Origin of the sequence: Caballeronia sp. LZ032, from assembly GCF_031451315.1 — a bacterium.
In the GTDB taxonomy this organism is placed as follows: Bacteria; Pseudomonadota; Gammaproteobacteria; order Burkholderiales; family Burkholderiaceae; genus Caballeronia.
In genome coordinates, this window is the sequence record NZ_JARUXP010000004.1 from 1,207,731 (window position 1) to 1,224,037 (window position 16,307).

At 66.6% G+C, this 16,307-nt stretch carries 18 protein-coding genes and 1 pseudogene; 12 read left to right on the forward strand and 7 right to left on the reverse strand.

The window, feature by feature from the left end:
* Together QCE69_RS33390 and QCE69_RS33395 are read left to right on the forward strand one after the other, a co-directional pair.
* Nucleotides 1-148 (forward strand): aldehyde dehydrogenase family protein (locus QCE69_RS33390; RefSeq protein WP_309932807.1); only part of this gene is annotated, 148 nt, incomplete at its 5' end.
* A gap of 213 nt (nucleotides 149-361) precedes the next feature.
* Nucleotides 362-1,525 (forward strand): metallophosphoesterase, encoded by a 1,164-nt coding sequence (locus QCE69_RS33395; RefSeq protein WP_309935196.1) that lies wholly within the window; start codon nucleotides 362-364, stop codon nucleotides 1,523-1,525.
* A gap of 241 nt (nucleotides 1,526-1,766) precedes the next feature.
* Here the strand turns inward: QCE69_RS33395 and QCE69_RS33400 are convergent, their stop codons facing one another.
* Genes QCE69_RS33400 through QCE69_RS33415 form a run of 4 tightly spaced genes read right to left on the reverse strand, consistent with a single transcriptional unit; the run spans nucleotide 1,767 to nucleotide 4,597 of the window.
* Nucleotides 1,767-2,348: a hydrolase gene (locus QCE69_RS33400; RefSeq protein WP_309927044.1), complete on the reverse strand. Its 582-nt coding sequence runs from the start codon at nucleotides 2,346-2,348 to the stop codon at nucleotides 1,767-1,769.
* A gap of 41 nt (nucleotides 2,349-2,389) precedes the next feature.
* A complete protein-coding gene (msrB, locus tag QCE69_RS33405; protein WP_309935197.1) occupies nucleotides 2,390-2,872 on the reverse strand; it encodes a peptide-methionine (R)-S-oxide reductase MsrB in 483 nt (160 codons plus the stop codon).
* Between the two features lie 40 nt (nucleotides 2,873-2,912).
* On the reverse strand, nucleotides 2,913-3,674 hold the full coding sequence (locus QCE69_RS33410; RefSeq protein WP_309935198.1) for an ABC transporter permease: 762 nt from the start codon (nucleotides 3,672-3,674) through the stop codon (nucleotides 2,913-2,915).
* A complete protein-coding gene (locus tag QCE69_RS33415) occupies nucleotides 3,671-4,597 on the reverse strand; it encodes an ABC transporter ATP-binding protein (protein ID WP_309927048.1) in 927 nt (308 codons plus the stop codon). Before QCE69_RS33415 ends, QCE69_RS33410 begins: the two co-directional genes overlap by 4 nt.
* 131 nt (nucleotides 4,598-4,728) lie before the next feature.
* Between QCE69_RS33415 and QCE69_RS33420 the strand changes: the two genes are divergently transcribed.
* Both QCE69_RS33420 and QCE69_RS33425 read left to right on the forward strand, forming a co-directional pair.
* Entirely contained in the window at nucleotides 4,729-5,208 is a 480-nt protein-coding gene (locus QCE69_RS33420; RefSeq protein WP_309935199.1) for a 2,4'-dihydroxyacetophenone dioxygenase family protein, read from the forward strand.
* 121 nt (nucleotides 5,209-5,329) lie between these two features.
* Nucleotides 5,330-6,181, forward strand: a complete 852-nt coding sequence (locus QCE69_RS33425) for a 3-hydroxybutyryl-CoA dehydrogenase (RefSeq protein WP_309927051.1) — start codon at nucleotides 5,330-5,332, stop codon at nucleotides 6,179-6,181.
* An 11-nt stretch (nucleotides 6,182-6,192) separates the two neighbouring features.
* Here the strand turns inward: QCE69_RS33425 and QCE69_RS33430 are convergent, their stop codons facing one another.
* Both QCE69_RS33430 and QCE69_RS33435 read right to left on the reverse strand, forming a co-directional pair.
* Complete coding sequence (locus QCE69_RS33430; RefSeq protein WP_309935200.1) at nucleotides 6,193-7,182, reverse strand: glutathione S-transferase family protein; 990 nt, start codon at nucleotides 7,180-7,182, stop codon at nucleotides 6,193-6,195.
* 65 nt (nucleotides 7,183-7,247) lie between these two features.
* Nucleotides 7,248-8,195, reverse strand: a complete 948-nt coding sequence (locus QCE69_RS33435; RefSeq protein ID WP_309927053.1) for an alpha/beta hydrolase — start codon at nucleotides 8,193-8,195, stop codon at nucleotides 7,248-7,250.
* 105 nt (nucleotides 8,196-8,300) lie between these two features.
* Between QCE69_RS33435 and QCE69_RS33440 the strand changes: the two genes are divergently transcribed.
* The 8 genes and pseudogenes from QCE69_RS33440 (at nucleotide 8,301) to ydiK (ending at nucleotide 15,464) form a co-directional block, all read left to right on the forward strand.
* Complete coding sequence (locus QCE69_RS33440; RefSeq protein ID WP_309927055.1) at nucleotides 8,301-9,215, forward strand: LysR family transcriptional regulator; 915 nt, start codon at nucleotides 8,301-8,303, stop codon at nucleotides 9,213-9,215.
* Between the two features lie 106 nt (nucleotides 9,216-9,321).
* Nucleotides 9,322-9,663, forward strand: coding sequence for a hypothetical protein (locus QCE69_RS33445; RefSeq protein ID WP_309927058.1), 342 nt, complete (start codon nucleotides 9,322-9,324; stop codon nucleotides 9,661-9,663).
* Nucleotides 9,664-9,918: 255 nt separating this feature from the next.
* Nucleotides 9,919-10,518 (forward strand): annotated as a pseudogene (locus tag QCE69_RS33450) (RNA polymerase sigma factor); the annotation flags it as partial.
* On the forward strand, nucleotides 10,515-10,949 hold the full coding sequence (locus QCE69_RS33455) for a hypothetical protein (RefSeq protein ID WP_309927060.1): 435 nt from the start codon (nucleotides 10,515-10,517) through the stop codon (nucleotides 10,947-10,949). The pseudogene QCE69_RS33450 and the gene QCE69_RS33455, both read left to right, overlap by 4 nt.
* Nucleotides 10,946-11,461 (forward strand): periplasmic heavy metal sensor, encoded by a 516-nt coding sequence (locus QCE69_RS33460; RefSeq protein ID WP_309927062.1) that lies wholly within the window; start codon nucleotides 10,946-10,948, stop codon nucleotides 11,459-11,461. Before QCE69_RS33455 ends, QCE69_RS33460 begins: the two co-directional genes overlap by 4 nt.
* A gap of 42 nt (nucleotides 11,462-11,503) precedes the next feature.
* The gene (locus tag QCE69_RS33465; RefSeq protein WP_309935202.1) at nucleotides 11,504-12,931 is read left to right on the forward strand and encodes a DUF1800 domain-containing protein; all 1,428 of its coding nucleotides are present in this window, start codon (nucleotides 11,504-11,506) and stop codon (nucleotides 12,929-12,931) included.
* A 4-nt stretch (nucleotides 12,932-12,935) separates the two neighbouring features.
* Nucleotides 12,936-14,084, forward strand: coding sequence for a DUF1501 domain-containing protein (locus tag QCE69_RS33470; protein WP_309935203.1), 1,149 nt, complete (start codon nucleotides 12,936-12,938; stop codon nucleotides 14,082-14,084).
* A gap of 222 nt (nucleotides 14,085-14,306) precedes the next feature.
* Nucleotides 14,307-15,464: an AI-2E family transporter YdiK gene (ydiK, locus tag QCE69_RS33475; RefSeq protein WP_309935205.1), complete on the forward strand. Its 1,158-nt coding sequence runs from the start codon at nucleotides 14,307-14,309 to the stop codon at nucleotides 15,462-15,464.
* 73 nt (nucleotides 15,465-15,537) lie between these two features.
* Here ydiK and QCE69_RS33480 read toward each other — a convergent pair whose 3' ends face one another.
* Nucleotides 15,538-16,248 (reverse strand): hypothetical protein, encoded by a 711-nt coding sequence (locus QCE69_RS33480; RefSeq protein WP_309935206.1) that lies wholly within the window; start codon nucleotides 16,246-16,248, stop codon nucleotides 15,538-15,540.
* Nucleotides 16,249-16,307: the final 59 nt, after the last annotated feature.

Here is a 16,307-nt window from a genome sequence, read left to right on the forward strand (position 1 = left end):
ATACGGCATGGTGGGCATCAACACCGGACTGATCTCGAACGAAGTCGCACCGTTCGGCGGCGTCAAGCAATCCGGCCTCGGCCGCGAAGGCTCGCACTATGGCATCGATGACTACGTCGTCATCAAGTACCTGTGCATGGCGGTCTGATCACACGCTGAACGTTTCGATGCAGGCAAGCCTCGGCATTCCGGTGCCGAGGCTTTTTTTCGCATCGCGCAGATGGTCCTTCCTGCCATGCCGGACGGCGTCCCGCGCACCGAACCGGTAGAATTGGTTCCCTATCCGGCGCGGGCACTCGTGCCCGGCAGCGCGGGCGCTCATAGCCCACGCCCGCCGCTTCATCGATCTTCCAGGAGCGCTATGCGACGCTCGGCTTTCTTCATCCGCTTTATCGGTATCGGCATTCTGTTTCACATTTATGTCGGCGTGCGGCTCATCCCGGACGCGCCGGTGGGCCTGCCGCTCAAGGTGCTGGCCGCGGCGCTGCTGGTGGCGTCCGTGATCCTGATTCCCATCGGCATGGCCGCGCGCTCGCTCGAAACCCAGCCGCTCGCGGATCGTCTCGCCTGGTTCGGCCTGACCGCGCTCGGCTTCTTTTCCTCGCTGTTGCTGCTGACGTTCGCACGCGACGTCATGTTGTTCTGTGTCCACCTCATCGACTGGGTGCGCGGCGTGCCGGTGGGCTCGCCCACGCTGGTGGCCCGCAGCGCGCTGATCGTTCCGCTGCTGGCCGTGCTGTCTTCGGCAATCGGCTTCTACAATGCGCGCCGCCGCGCGCCGGTGGTGGACGTGGACGTGCCCATCGAGAATCTGCCCGCCGCGCTCGATGGCTTCACCATCGTGCAGATCAGCGACATCCACGTCGGGCCGACGATCAAGCGGCACTACGTGGAACGCATTGTCGCCGCCGTGAACGGACTCGAGCCGGACCTGATTGCGGTGACCGGAGACGTGGTGGATGGCTCGGTGCCCCATCTCGCCGACCACACTCGCCCGCTGGCCAAGCTGAGCGCGCGCCATGGCGCGTTTCTCGTCACCGGCAATCACGAGTACTACTCCGGCGCCGACAAGTGGATTGCGGAGTTCCGACGCCTCGGCCTCAACGTGCTGCTCAATCAGCACGTGGTGCTGGACCACGACGGCGCCCAGGCCGTGGTAGCCGGCGTGACGGACTACGGCGCGGGCAGCTTCGATCCCGCGCACCGCAGCGATCCGGCCCAGGCGATCAGCGGCGCCCCGCCCGACGCCGCCGTACGCGTGCTGCTGGCGCATCAGCCGCGCAGCGCGCCAGCCGCAGCCGACGCAGGTTTTACGCTGCAACTTTCCGGCCACACGCACGGCGGACAGTTCCTCCCGTGGAACTTCTTCGTGCGCTTGCAGCAGCCCTTCGTTGCCGGGCTGGTCAAGTTCAATGGACTGTGGGTCTATACGAGCCGAGGAACCGGCTACTGGGGACCGCCGAAGCGTCTGGGCGCACCTTCGGAAATTACACGGATAAGACTGATTCCCTCGGCAGCAACGTAGGCTGCTTGACGCTCGAAAGACGTGACACGTTAATCAATGGAAAGGTGGACACGCGCCGCGATGTGCGACGCGCGTCCTGCGCTCGGGGAAAGCGCTGCATTCGAACAGGGGTAGAACGAATGCGCCGGGACTGACAGGCGGGGTCCCGTCAACCGGTTATAACAAGTTACGGGAACGTCGCGGCCGAGGCCATACGAATAATCCTAAAAACAGCCAGCCCTGTTCTCTCGCGCCGCCGACTTCAGGCCAGCGCCGCCAGCACTTGCTGCGTCGAGCGGATCCGCCCCATGCGCGGAAAGATGAAACGACAGGTCGATTCATGCGTGGCCGCGTTCAGATCGCTCATCGCGTCTTCGACGAAAATCTGCTGATAGCCACGTTCGTGCGCGCCGCGCGCGGTCGAATCGACACCGATGGCCGTCGCGATCCCGCCCAGCACGATCGTCTCGATGCCGCGTCGCCGCAGATGCGAATCCAGATCCGTGTTGTAGAAGGCGCCCCACTGCCGCTTGGTGACGATGATGTCGGACGGCTGCACGGCGAGTTCCGGACACAGGTCGCTCCAGCCGGCCGGCTCGGGCGTCTCCTGCGCCTGGCCCGCGTCGGTGATCGGGCGCAGGCCGCCGGGCCCGTTCGGAAACGCTACCCTGACGAGCACGACCGGCGCGCCGAGCGCGCGAAAACGGTCCGCGAGCGCGCGCGCATTGGCCAGCACGCTGGCGGAATCGTGCGGCTGCACGGGCAAGGCGGCGATGCCCGCCTGGAGATCAATCAGCACGAGTGCGCTTTGCGCGGCGGCAAGCTTGAGTTCGGGAGCGTTCATGAAAAGTAGCAAGAAGGAAACATGGATATGAACCCGCGCTTTCAGGCGTCTTCCTGCCTGAAATCGAGCGCCGCGCCGTTCATGCAATAGCGCAGACCGGTGGGCTTCGGGCCGTCGTCGAACACGTGGCCGAGGTGGCCGCCGCAGCGCCGGCAATGCACTTCGTTGCGCATGTGGCCGGCGGCGTCGGCGTGCGTCGCGACCGAGCCGTCGAGTGGCTTCCAGAAGCTCAGCCAGCCGGTGCCGCTGTCGAACTTGGTCGCCGATGAAAACAGTTCGAGCGCACAGCCCGCGCACCGGTAGATGCCCTCGCGCCGCTCCTTGAGCAGCGGACTGGCGAACGGCGCCTCGGTGCCGCCGCGCCGCAGCACGCGGAATTGCTCGGCCGAAAGACGGCGGCGCCAGCCGGCCGCGCCGTGATCGATCTCGTAGGCCAGCGCGGGCGCGGAACGCGCGGCGCCGCTCGCGAAGAAGCCGGTCATTGCGCCGAAAACATGCCGCTTCGTGCGTCTCATGATTTTCATCCGGTGAACGCCCTCTTTGCTGGCCAGAACCTCCGTCGGGTCAGGTCTTGATCCGGTAACCCGTCTTGAAGATCCACGCGACGATCGTGATGAACACTGCAAGGAATACTAGCGTCATGCCGAAACTCACGCCCACCTGGACATCGGCGAGCCCGTAAAAACTCCAGCGAAAGCCGCTGATCAGATACACGACCGGATTGAACAACGCGACGGTCTTCCAGAACGGCGGCAGTATGTTGATCGAGTAGAAGCTGCCGCCGAGGAACGTGAGCGGCGTGACGATGAGCAGCGGAATGATCTGCAGCTTTTCGAAGCCGTCCGCCCAGATGCCGATGATGAACCCGAGCAGGCTGAACGTCACCGACGTCAGCAGCAGGAACACGATCATCCAGAACGGATGGTCGATCCTGAGCGGCACGAACAGGCGCGCGGTCAGCAGGATGATGAGGCCCAGGATGATGGACTTGGTCGCGGCCGCGCCCACGTAGCTCACCACCAGCTCGAAGTACGAGACCGGCGCGGACAGCAGTTCGTAGATGGTCCCGGTGAACTTTGGAAAGTAGATGCCGAAGGACGCATTCGCGATGCTCTGCGTCAACAGCGACAGCATGACGAGGCCCGGCACGATGAACGCGCCGTAGCTGATGCCGTCCACTTCCGGGATGCGCGAGCCGATGGCCGCGCCGAACACGACGAAGTAAAGCGACGTGGAGATCACCGGCGACACGATGCTCTGCATCAGCGTGCGTCCGGCGCGCGCCATCTCGAAACGGTAGATTGCGCGAACGGCATGAAGATTCATTTGGCTTCCCTGACGAGGCTCACGAAGATGTCTTCGAGCGAGCTTTGCGTCGTTTGCAGGTCCTTGAAACGCACGCCGGCTTCGTCCACATGACGCAACAGCGCGATGATGCGGCCCGGTTCGTCGTGGGCGTCGTAGGTGTAGGTGAGTTCGCTGCCGTCCGCCGAACGCGCGAGGCCGTACGGCGCGAGCGGCGCGGGAATGGCGTCGAGCGGGGTTTCGAGTTGCAGCGTGAGCTTCTTCTGGCCGAGCTTGCGCATGAGTTCGCGCTTCTCTTCCACCAGCACGATCTCGCCGCGGTTGATGACGCCGATGCGGTCCGCCATCTCCTCCGCTTCCTCGATGTAGTGCGTCGTCAGGATGATCGTGACGCCGTTCTGCTGCAGCTCGCGCACGAGGTTCCACATGTCGCGGCGCAGTTCGACGTCGACGCCGGCGGTGGGTTCGTCGAGAAACAGGATCTCGGGTTCGTGCGCCAGCGCCTTCGCGATCAACACGCGCCGTTTCATGCCGCCCGAGAGCGTCATGATCTTGTTGTCCTTCTTCGCCCACAGCGACAGCGACTTCAGCACCTTCTCGACATAGGCCGGATTCTTCGGCCGGCCGAACAGCCCGCGGCTGAAGGACACGGTGGCCCAGACGGTTTCGAAGGCGTCCGTGGTGAGTTCCTGCGGCACGAGGCCGATCATGGCGCGCGCGGCGCGGTAGTCCGTGACGATGTCGTGACCGGCCACGGTGACCTGGCCTTCGCTCGGATTCACGATGCCGCAGACCGTGCTGATGAGCGTGGTCTTGCCGGCGCCGTTCGGCCCAAGCAGCGCGAAGATTTCGCCGCGCCGGATCTCGAGATTGACGTGCTTGAGCGCGTGAAAGCCCGACCCGTAGGTCTTGGACAGATTGGAAACGGTGATGATGGTTGGCATGGCACGGACGATAGCAGATCGGGCGCGATCCGGCTTGGTCGGCCGGGGTCGGCCCGGGTCGTCCGTTCGGCCGATGTTCAGCGGGAGTCACACTGCCTACAATGCACTGCTGATTGCACGGAGCCGACATCATGCTGTTCGAACAGATTCACACCACCTGCCTCAATGACGCGGACCTGCCCTGGGTGCCGTTCACGCCCTACAGCGAGCGCGTCCTGGTCAAGTACTTCAAGCTCGACCCGATCCGCGGCGAGGTCATCGCGCTGATGAAGGCGCCGCCGCGGGGCGAGATGCCGCGGCATCGCCATACGGGTACGGTGATCGTCCATACGGTGCAGGGGCGCTGGAAGTATCGCGAGCACGACTGGATCGCAGCGCCGGGCAGCATCGTGTACGAGACCGCCGGATCGAGCCATACGCCCGAGGCGCTTGCCGATGACGCCGCGCAGGACGACATCGTCACGCTCAACATCATCCAGGGCGAACTGCTCTTCGTGAACGAACGCGGCCAGGTGCTCGCCAGCGAGAACTGGAAGACCGGCTGGGATCGGTATGCGGCTTACTGTCAGGCGAATGGCATCGAAGCCAGGGACCTGACGGCGTTCGGCTAGAACCGCCCGCTTTCTCGCTGGTTAGAATCGAACCCTCGTCGAACCTTCCGGCGCGCGCCGCGCCATCGACCATTCAGGCTTGCCGGCTGCCCGAGCCGGCGCACACACAGGGAGCAGCAGCATGAAGATTCAGACCGTCGGCATCGTCGGTGCGGGAACCATGGGCAACGGCATTGCGCAGGTCGCGGCCGTCGCGGGCTTCGAAGTCGTGCTGATCGACGTCACCGAGGCCGCGCTCGCCAAAGGCGTCGCCACGCTCACCGGCAGCCTGGAGCGGCTCGTGTCGAAGGACAAGCTGGAGGCCGGCGCGCGCGATGCCGCGCTCAAGCGCATTGCCACGTCCACCGACTACGGGCGTCTGACTGACGCCGACATCGTGATCGAAGCCGCGACCGAGAACACGGAACTGAAGAACCGCATCCTGAAGCAGATCGAGGAAGCGGCACGCCCGGACGCGATCATCGCGTCGAACACCTCGTCCATCTCCATCACCGCGCTCGGCGCCACGCTTGCCACGCCGGAGCGTTTCATCGGCATGCACTTCTTCAATCCGGTGCCCTTGCTGCAACTGGTCGAGGTGATCCGCGGCGTGCAGACCAGCGACGCCACCGCCGCCGCCGTGCGCGAACTCACGGAGAAGCTCGGCAAGTCGCCTATCGGCGTGCGTAATTCGCCGGGCTTCGTCGTCAACCGCATCCTCGTGCCGATGATCAATGAAGCCTTTTTCGTGCTGTATGAAGGCGTGGCGAGCGCCGAGGAAATCGACGCCGGCATGAAGCTCGGCGCCAATCATCCTATCGGCCCGCTTGCGCTGGCCGACCTGATCGGCCTCGACGTGTGCCTCTCCGTGATGGACGTGTTCCTCAAGGACTTCGGCGATTCGAAATATCGCGCGTGTCCGCTGTTGCGCGAACTGGTCGCGGCGGGCCGGCTCGGCCGCAAGACGAAGCACGGCGTATACCGGTACGACTGAGTCCAACTGAGTCAGGTCGCAGCGGGCAGCCGCGCGCGGTCGTGCGCCGCGGTGAAATCGAGCAGCGGTCCGGCGGGCACGATGCCTGTCGGATTGATCGTCCGATGGCTCTCGTAGTAATGCCGCTTGATGTGCACGAAATTCACCGTGTCTGCCACGCCCGGCATCTGGTAGATCTCACGCGCATAGTTCGACAGGTTCGGATAGTCGGCAATACGCCGCAGATTGCACTTGAAGTGCCCGACATACACCGCGTCGAAGCGCACCAGCGTCGTGAACAGGCGGATGTCGGCTTCGGTGAAGCGCGGGCCCGTCAGATAGCGGCGCGACTGCAAGCGTGCTTCGAGGAAATCGAGCGTGTCGAAGAGCGGCAGCACGGCTTCTTCGTACGCGGCCTGCGTGGTCGCGAAACCGGCCTTGTAGACGCCGTTGTTGACCGTGTCGTAGATGCGCGCGTTGAGTGCGTCGATGTCCTCGCGGAGTTCGTGCGGGGTGTAATCGCCGGGCAGTGCGCCGATGCCGTCGAACGCGGAATTCAGCATGCGGATGACTTCCGACGACTCGTTGTTGACGATCGTCCCGCGCGCTTTGTCCCACAGAACTGGCACTGTCACGCGGCCGCTGTAGTTCGGATCTGCGGCGGTGTAGACCTGATGCATGAAGCGCGCGCCGTTGATCGCGTCGGGCACGACGCCCGGCCCGTCCGCGAAGGTCCAGCCGTTCTCGAGCATCAGCCAGTGGACGACCGAAACGTCGATCATCCCCTGCAAGCCCTTGAGCGCCCGCATGATCAACGCGCGGTGCGCCCACGGACACGCGAGGCTCACGTACAGGTGGTACCGGCCCGCTTCGGCGCGAAACCCGCCCGCGCCGCTCGGACCGGGCGCACCGTCGGCCGTGACCCAGTTGCGAAAGGCCGCTTCCTTGCGCACGAAGCGCCCGCCCGTGGATGCCGTGTCGTACCACGCGTCCTGCCATTTGCCATCGACCAGAAGTCCCATTTCACACGCTCCCTGTAGTGTTCCCGCAGCGCGGTGCAAGACGCGCGCCGCGGCAATCGGGTGGATCAGTTGGACGCAGGCGTGTCGATGAAACGCACGAGTTGCGCCATGGTCACGTCCGGTGCTTCTTCCATCAGCCAGTGTCCGCTGCCGGGCACGACCACGCCCTGCACGTCCGTCGCAACGAGCTTCGCCTGGTCGAGCAGGAACGTGCCCGAAGCCCGCTCGCCGGCGAGAACGATCATCGGCATCGGCAGCGGCGTCCGGGCGAACGCGGCGAAGTCCTCCGCGTCTTGCGGGAACGTGTGGAAATACTCGAATCCCGCGCGCATGCGGCCGTGGCGTGCGTATTGTGCCGAGTAATAACGGCGGTCGGCTTCGCTCAGGGAATGCGCGGAATCAGCGGCGAAGTCGTTCCAGAAGTGTTCGAAATACACGCGCTCACGCCCGCGCACGAGTTTTTCCGGCGTGTCGCCGTAGAAATTGAAGTGCCATTTGTCGCGCAGCAGCCAGACCTTCTGCCAGTCGCCGACGCCGGGCAGGAAAGCGTCCATCAGCACGATGCTGTCCACTTCGTCCGGATACTGCGCCGCGTAGGCATAGGCGACCATCAGTCCGATGTCATGCCCCACCAGCTTCACCTTGCGATAGCCGAGCGCACGCACCATCGCATGGATATCCTGCGCGAGCGTCTTCTTGTCGTAGCCCGTGGCGGGCATCGCGGACTCGCCCGCACCCGGTAAATCGGGCGCCAGGACCAGGCGGTCGGCGGCCAGCCGCGTCATCAGCGGCCGCCACATGTGGCTGGTTTCGGTGTAGCCGTGCAGCAGCACGACCGGCGTCGTCGCGTCGCCGCTCCCCGCTTGCAAGTAGTGAAGTTCCATACCGTTCGCATCGATCATGCGCGACTGGATCGCCGTCGAGGCGGATGCAGCCTGCGCGACCGGCAGCAACGCGGCCGCCGCGAGCAGTGCGCCGACCATAGGGCGCAGGAAAGGCAGCAATGAGTTCATCGTTCAGTTCCGCCGAAAGAGTGTTATCCGATGGCTCCAATCTTCGGCGCACCGCCTGCTTTTGCCGTACGATGCCGCGGATGAACTCGTTCGATGGAGTCGAACATGTTGTCGGAGGACGAACTCGCACTGCTCGACGCCATCCGCGAAACCGGCAGCCTGTCGCGCGCGGCGGCACGGCTGGGACGGGCGCCGTCGACGGTCTCCCACGCGGCGCGGCAACTGGAAACGCGCTTCGATGCCCTGCTCTTCGACCGGCGCCGCTACCGCCTGCAACTGACGCCCGCCGGCCATCTGCTCGCCGATGAAGCCGCGCGCCTGATGCTCGACGTCGGCCGGCTCGCGCAGCGCGTCAAGCAGATCGCGAGCGGCTGGGAAGACCGGCTGTGGATCGTGTGCGACGAGATCCTCGAATTCGAGACGATGCTCCCCGTCGTGCAGGCGTTCGACGCGCTCGGGTCCGGCGTCACGCTGCGCCTGACGCACGAGGTGCTGAGCGGCACCTGGGAAGCCCTGCGCGACGGCCGCGCCGATCTGATCGTCGGCGCCACGAACGAGCCGCCCGCCATCCCGGGCCTGCGCTGGTTCGAACTGGGCGTGATGGAGTGGGTGTTCGCCGTCGCGTCGCGCCATCCGCTCGCCCAGACCTCCGGTCCGCTCCGGCGCGAAGAGATCGCGGCGCATCGGGCGGTGGTGGTGGCGGATTCGTCGCGCGCCACAGGACGCGCCTATGGCGTGCTCGGCGGCCAGGCGGCGCTCGCGGTGCCCAGCATGCGGGCGAAGATTCTCGCGCAGCGTCAGGGGCTCGGCACGGGCTGGCTGCCGCGCCATCGCATCGCGTCGCTGCTGGCGCGCGGCGAACTGATCGAGAAACCTACCGCCGATCCGCGCGAGCCCAACGTGCTGTACGTGGCATGGCGCGGCGATCACGAAGGACGTGCGCTGCAATGGTGGATCGAACAATTGCGTCAGCCGCGTCTCGCGAAGCATCTCGTCGACGGGCTCGACGCCTTCGCCTGATCTTTCGCCGTAAAACATCGTTACATTTGCCGGGCGCAAACCGCGACGGATTTTCGGCGCCGCTGCGTTCAAGTTCTCGTCACCACTCTGAAAAGACGAGACCTTCATGACCCACCGATCCCTGCCCCTGCGCACCGCCCTGCTAGCACCGGTCCTGGCCGTTTCGTTCGGCGCGTTGCACAGCGTCGCCGCGCATGCACAAGCCGTTGTCGTTGCACCGGCGGTCGTTGCAGCGCCGGTCGCCCCGCCGCCGCCGCCCCGGGTCGAACCCCCGCCGCCGCCCCGCGCGGGCTATGCGTGGGATCCGGGCCACTGGCGCTGGGGACCCGGCCGCTATGTCTGGGTACCTGGCCACTGGAAGGCGGTACGCGTGGGCCACCACTGGGCCCCGGGACACTGGGCACGGCGCGGGCCGAATTATTTCTGGGTCGAAGGACATTGGGCCTGAGTCCGGCGCCCTGCTTCCCACGCCGCGACACATCTCGCGGCAGCACGTCAACCGTCGCCGCCGTGAGCACCTATCATCTGATTGAAGGACTGCATCATGCTGAAAGCACTGCTGGCCGCGGCGCTCGCCGCGGTGACGCTCGCCGGGTGCGTCGTGTATCCGGCGCACGCCGCCTACTATCGCGGACCGGTCGTCGTCTATTGACGATGTCAACAACCATGACATTCCGGCCGCTCACCGCGTGCAACAGGAACCGACACGACCTTGAACGAACCAGATCCGGATACCCGCCTCATCGCCCGCGTCGGCAAGCGGGAATCGGGCGCCGTTCGCGAGATCGTCGAGAAGAAGCTGCCGCGCATCGTTGCGCTTGCAACGCGCATGCTCGGCGATCGCGACGAGGCGGACGACGTGGCCCAGGAAGCCTTCATGCGCATCTGGAAAGCCGCGCCGGACTGGGTGCCCGGCGCGGCGCGCTTCGATACCTGGCTGCATCGCGTCACGCTGAACCTGTGCTACGACCGGCTGCGGCGCCATCGGGAGACATCCATGTCGGACGAACTTCCGGAACAGGAAGATGCCGCGCCGCTGCCCGACGAGCGCATCGAAGCAAGCGACACCAACCAGCGTCTCACGTCTGCGCTCGCACGCTTGCCGGCGCGCCAGCGCGAGGCTCTGGTGCTGCAGTACTACCAGGAACTGTCGAACGCGGAGACCGCCGATCTGATGGGCGTGAGCGTCGAAGCGCTCGAAAGTCTGCTGGTCCGTGCGCGCCGCAATCTCAGGACCGCTCTCGAGGACCTGGCCCGCGGTCAGGGCGGATCTGATGACAGAGCCCCCAAGGAGCAACGATGACCCCCGACCGATTTCGTTACCTCACTGAAGCTTATGGGGCGTCCCCGGAACGCTGGCCCGCCGGCGAACGCAACGCCGCCCTCGCCCTCCTCGCCGACGGCAACGCCGACGCACACGCGGCACTGGCCCTGGCACGCACGCTCGACGGCATGCTCGACGCCCACGCCGTTGCCCGACCTGCGCCGGCACTCGCGCGGCGCATCATCGCTTCCGCACCGCCGCGGCCTGCGCGCGCGCCGTGGCTCAATCCGCGCCTGTGGTTTTCGGGCGTGGGTTTTGTCGGCGTGGGCGCAGCCGGCATCGCGGCGGGCGCGTTGTTGGTGACGCTGCTTGCACCCGCATCCGTAACGTATGAACACCTACACGGCGGATTTGAACAAACCCTTTCGGGCACCGCGTTCGGCGGCGCTTCGGACTGGAGCGATGAATGAGTTCACGCGCGCTGAAGGCGCTGACTGGCGTGTCGATCGTGCTCAACGTGTTCCTGCTCGGCTTGCTGGCGGGCGGCGTGTACTACCTGTCCGGTCCGCTCAAGGAACAGTTCTGCAAGCCGGCGGCGGCGCCGCGCGGCATCGGCTTCGCGGCGGCGGACCTTTCCCCGGACCGGCGCAAACAGCTGCGCCAAGCCTTGCGCGAGATGCGCCTCGCGAACCAGCCGCTGATACGGGAATCGCGCGAAGGGCGGATCGAGATCGCGCACATTCTCGCCGCGCCGACCTTCGACCGCCAGGCGCTCGACAACGCCCTCGCCCGCACCCGTCAGGCCGATGTCACCATGCGCGCGCTGACCGAAGGCACGGTGGCCGCGTTTGCCTCGACGCTCACCTTCGACGAACGCCTGAAGCTGGTCGGCGCGATGGAGCGCAACGGCCCGCTGCGCGCCGTGCCGCCCGAGGACCGGCCGCAGCTTCAGCCGCAGCCGCAGCCCCCACGGCAGCCCTGACGGCTGCACGCTGCCGATAGCATCCTGCCTCCGGAGACGACCATGAGCCTTGCGCCGCCGCTCACGCCTGCCGCCATCGCGGTGAACCGCTTCGGCCTGGGCGCGCGTCCGGGCGAACCGCTGCCCGCCGACCCGCACGGCTGGCTCACGCAGCAGCTCGATCCTGCCCGCGGCGGGTACGTTCCGATGCCTGCCGCGCTGGCCACTCAGCCGGCCAGCGCGGCGCTCGCCGAACGTTTCGCGGAACGCCAGCGGGCCTTGCGCGATGCCAGCGACGCCGACCGGCCCGTGCTGCGCAAGCAATACGGCGACATGATCCGCGAGGTGTATGTCAGCGCCGTCGATGCCCGCGTGACGAGCGCGCTCGGCACCGGGACGCCGTTCGTGGAACGCCTGGTGCATTTCTGGGCGAACCACTTCGCGGTGTCGATCGAAAAGCCGCCGGTCGCGCTGCTGGCCGGCTCGTTCGAGAACGAAGCGATCCGCCCGCACGTGCTCGGCCGCTTCGAGGACATGCTGGTGGCCGCGGAGCGCCATCCGGCGATGCAGATCTTCCTGGACCAGCCGCGTTCGATCGGCCCTGACAGCCCCGCCGCCGAACGCGCCGAAATGCGCGATCCCGCCCGCAAGCGCGGCCTGAACGAAAACCTCGCGCGCGAGATCATGGAATTGCATACGCTCGGCGCGCGCACCGGCTATACGCAGGGCGACGTGACCGAATTCGCCCGCGCGCTCACCGGCTGGAGTCTCGGCGCGATGTCCGCGCGGGCTGCGCAGGCTGCAAGCAATCCCGCCGATCCGACGCCGCCCGGCCAGTACACATTCCGCCCGCGCCTGCACGAACCGGGCGTGCGCACGGTGATGGGCCGTCAGTACGCACAGGACGGCGAAGCGCAGCCGCTCGCGGTGCTGCACGATCTGGCCGCGTCGCCCGCGACGGCGCGGCACATCGCCGACAAGCTCGCGCGTCACTTCGTCGCCGATACGCCGCCGCCCGCGCTGGTCGAACGGCTCGCGAAGGTTTTTGGCGATAGCGGCGGCGATCTGCCCGCGGTCTATCGCGCGCTGGTCGAAGCGCCGGAGGCGTGGCCCGCGACGCCGACCAAGTTCAAGTCGCCATGGGACTGGACGCTTTCCTCGTTACGCGGACTCGGCCGCACCGGCCTGGAAAACATGCACGCCGCGCCATTGCTGCGGCAGCTAGGGCAGCCGGTATGGCGACCCGGCTCGCCCGCCGGCTACGACGATGCCGCCGCAAGCTGGGCCGCGCCGGATGCGCTGGTGCGCCGCGTCGAGATCGCGCAGCGCTTCGCCGCGCACAGCAGCGCAACGCTCGACGCCCGCGCGCTCGGTCCGCAACTGCTGGCGGGCTCGCTGTCGGAACCGACAGGCAGCGCGGTGGCGCGCGCCGAAAGCGCGCAGACCGCGCTGGCGCTGCTGCTGGTATCGCCCGATTTTCTGAGGAGATGAACGCATGCTGACCCGTCGCCGATTTCTCCGCTGCGCAGGCGCAAGCGCCGGCGCGATGCTGATTGCGCCGCAACTCGTGCTGGCGTCCGCCGAAACCGAACGCCGCTTCGTCTTCGTGATCCAGCGCGGCGCGGCGGATGGCCTGAACATCGTCGTGCCCTATGGCGATCCGGCCTACGCGGCGCTGCGCGGACCGCTCGCCATCGACGCCGCGACGGCCACCAAGCTCGACGGCACGTTCGCGCTTCATCCGTCCTTGCAGACGGCCGCGCAGATGTATCGCGACAAGCAGGCGCTGTTCGTCCACGCGGTGGCGTCGCCGTATCGCGAGCGTTCGCACTTCGACGGCCAGAACGTGCTCGAAACCGGCGGCAGCGCGCCGTATCAGTTGAAGGACGGCTGGCTTAACCGTCTTCTGTCGATGCTGCCCGCACCGCGCGCCGACGCCGTCGCCCTCGCGCCGACCGTGCCGCTCGCGCTGCGCGGCCGCGCCGATGTCACTTCCTATGCGCCGTCCGGACTGCCGCAGGCTCCGGACGATCTGATCACGCGCGTCTCGCAGCTCTATGCCGGCGACGCGCAACTGCACCCGTTATGGGACGCCGCGATGCAGGCGCGCGGCCTCGCCGCCGACGCCGGCGCGCGGCAGGATCCGGCCAGCCTCGGCAAGCTTGCGGCGACCTTCCTGAGCAAGCCCGACGGCCCGCGCATCGCGATGATCGAAACCGGCGGCTGGGACACGCACAGCGCGCAGAACCCGCGTCTTGCCACGCAGCTGAAAGCGCTCGACGCGATGCTCGGCGCCCTGCGCGATGGACTCGGCACACACTGGGCCGACACGACCGTGCTGGTGGCGACCGAATTCGGCCGCACCGCCGCGGCCAACGGCACGGGCGGCACGGACCACGGGACGGCGTCGGCGGCGCTGCTGCTGGGCGGCGCGGTGGCGGGCGGACGCGTGCTCGCGGACTGGCCGGGACTGGCGAACGCATCGCTGTATCAGGCGCGCGACCTGAAGCCGACCCTCGGACTCGATGCCGTGATCGCGCACGCGGCGGGCGAAAGCTTCGGCATCGATCCGCAACGCGTGGCGGCCTCGCTGTTTCCTGAAGGCGGCACGGCAATGTTGCGCGAACGCTTGCTGAGAAGCTGAACTACTCTGGTTCCATCGCGCGCGCCACGAACCTGACGTCCGGCAAGGCTGCGACACATTTTTAGTAGTATGGATTGAGCTGCCGTTATGATGGCGGCGGTTTTTCTGCGCTCAGGCTTGCCGGATCGCCGGCTTTCGCTTATCGCTGATTCAATTCAGGCGCGCACGTTCGAGGCTTCGTCCGCACGCCTCGCGCCCCCGTCCACTTCCCTCCATACCATCATGTCCACCACGCCCAATCCCGCCAACACTCCCCCGCCGCGTCAGCCCGTGGACATCGCCCGCATCCTGCTCGTCATCACGATACTCGCGGCGCTGACCGTCGGCAGTCTCTATGTGCTGCGCCCCTTCCTGCCGGGGCTCATCTGGGCCACCACGATTGTCGTGGCGACCTGGCCGCTGATGGTCGCGGTGCAGCGCCGCGCCGGCAACCGCCGTTGGGTAGCGACGAGCGTGATGCTGCTCGGGCTCCTGATCGTCATCGTGCTGCCGCTCTATGAAGCCATCTCGACGCTCGCGCTGCACGGCGGCGAAATCATGGCGGCCATCAAGACCCTGCCTTCCTACGCGCTGCCTCCGCCGCCCGGCTGGATCCACGACGTGCCGCTCGCCGGCGAACGCATCGCCAAGGAGTGGCAGATGCTGTCCGACGCCGGCCCCGGCGGCCTGCTCGCCAAGCTCGAACCCTATGTGACCGTCGCCGCGCGCTGGATGCTTTCACACGCGGCCGTGGTCGGCGTGTTCGTCGTGCATATGGTCATCACCGTGATCATCTCGGGCATTCTGTACATGAACGGCGAAGCGGCGGGACGCTTCATCACGCGCTTCGCGACGCGCATCGCCGCGCAGCGCGGCGCCGAAGCCGTCAAGCTCGCCGGCCTTGCGATTCGCGCGGTGGCGCTCGGCATCGTGGTCACGGCCGTCACGCAATCGGCGCTGGGCGGCATCGGCCTCGCGCTCGCGGGCGTGCCCGCCGCGGGCATCATCACGGCCGTCATGCTGATGCTGTGTCTCGCGCAGATCGGGCCGCTGCTGCCGCTGCTCGGCGGCGTCGCCTGGCTGTTCTGGCATGGCGCGCATGTCGCGTCGATCCTGTTGCTCGTGTGGTCGATCATGATCGCGATGCTCGACAACTTCCTGCGCCCCATCCTGATCCGGCGCGGCGTGAACCTTTCCATGCTGCTGATTCTGTCCGGCGTGCTCGGCGGCATGTTTGCGTTCGGCATCGTCGGTTTGTTCATTGGCCCGGTGATTCTCGCCGTGACGTCGACCATCCTCAACGCGTGGATCAACGAGCAACCGCCGCTGCCGCAAGTCGAAGCGATGCGCGGCGCGGCGCCCGCTGGTGATCTCGCGGACGTAGCGAGACGGCAGCCCTGACGCCGATACAAAAAAAGCGGCGAAGCCTGAAAGCTCCGCCGCTCTGCTTCACCATGCTGCACGCCGCGCGCGCTTATTTCACGCCGCTCAACGCCGAAGTCGCGATCGAAGGCACCGAGATGTTATTGGCCTTCGCGTACTGCACGGCCTGCGTGAGCGTCTGCACCAGCGACTGCAACTGCCCCGGCGCGGACTGCGCGATATAGCTCGCGGCCTGTGCCGTACCCGGGTTCGAGCCGGCCTGCAGCAGCGACGACATGTTCATCGAGTTCTTGACCGAGCCGAGATCGGATTGCAGGCCCGCGTACTGTTTCACGCCTTGACCGAGTGACGCGAGGCCGTCGCTGAAGGTCTGCTTGCTGGCGGCGGTGGGCGGCGTGGCCGAGCCGTTCGAGAACGCCTGCAGCAGCGATTGCGACACGCTCTGTTGCGTGCCGCCGAGTTGCGACAACACGCTCGTGCTCGGCGCGCTGCCGGCCGTTGCACCCGACAGCAATCCCGCCGCCGACTGTGCCTGACTCGCGGCGCTCGACATGCCCATCGCCGATGCAAGGCTCGACTGCCCTGTCAGCACTTGCTGATTCGCGCCGAGATAGTTCTGCACGAGCGAGCCCAGCGCCGAAGGCTGCGCGGCCTGATTCGACGCCACGCCGGCGACATCCGACTTGGCGCTGCCGAAGCCGAACTGCTGCAGATTGAGTTGCGCGTACGATGCGGCCGGAGCCAGCAACGAGAATGCAATGCCCGATGCAATGATTGCGCGGCGCGCTGCGGGTTTCGACATGATCCGTCCTCCTGTTCGATGGGTCCGATGCTGAATCAGGGCGATTCGACCATCGGCCC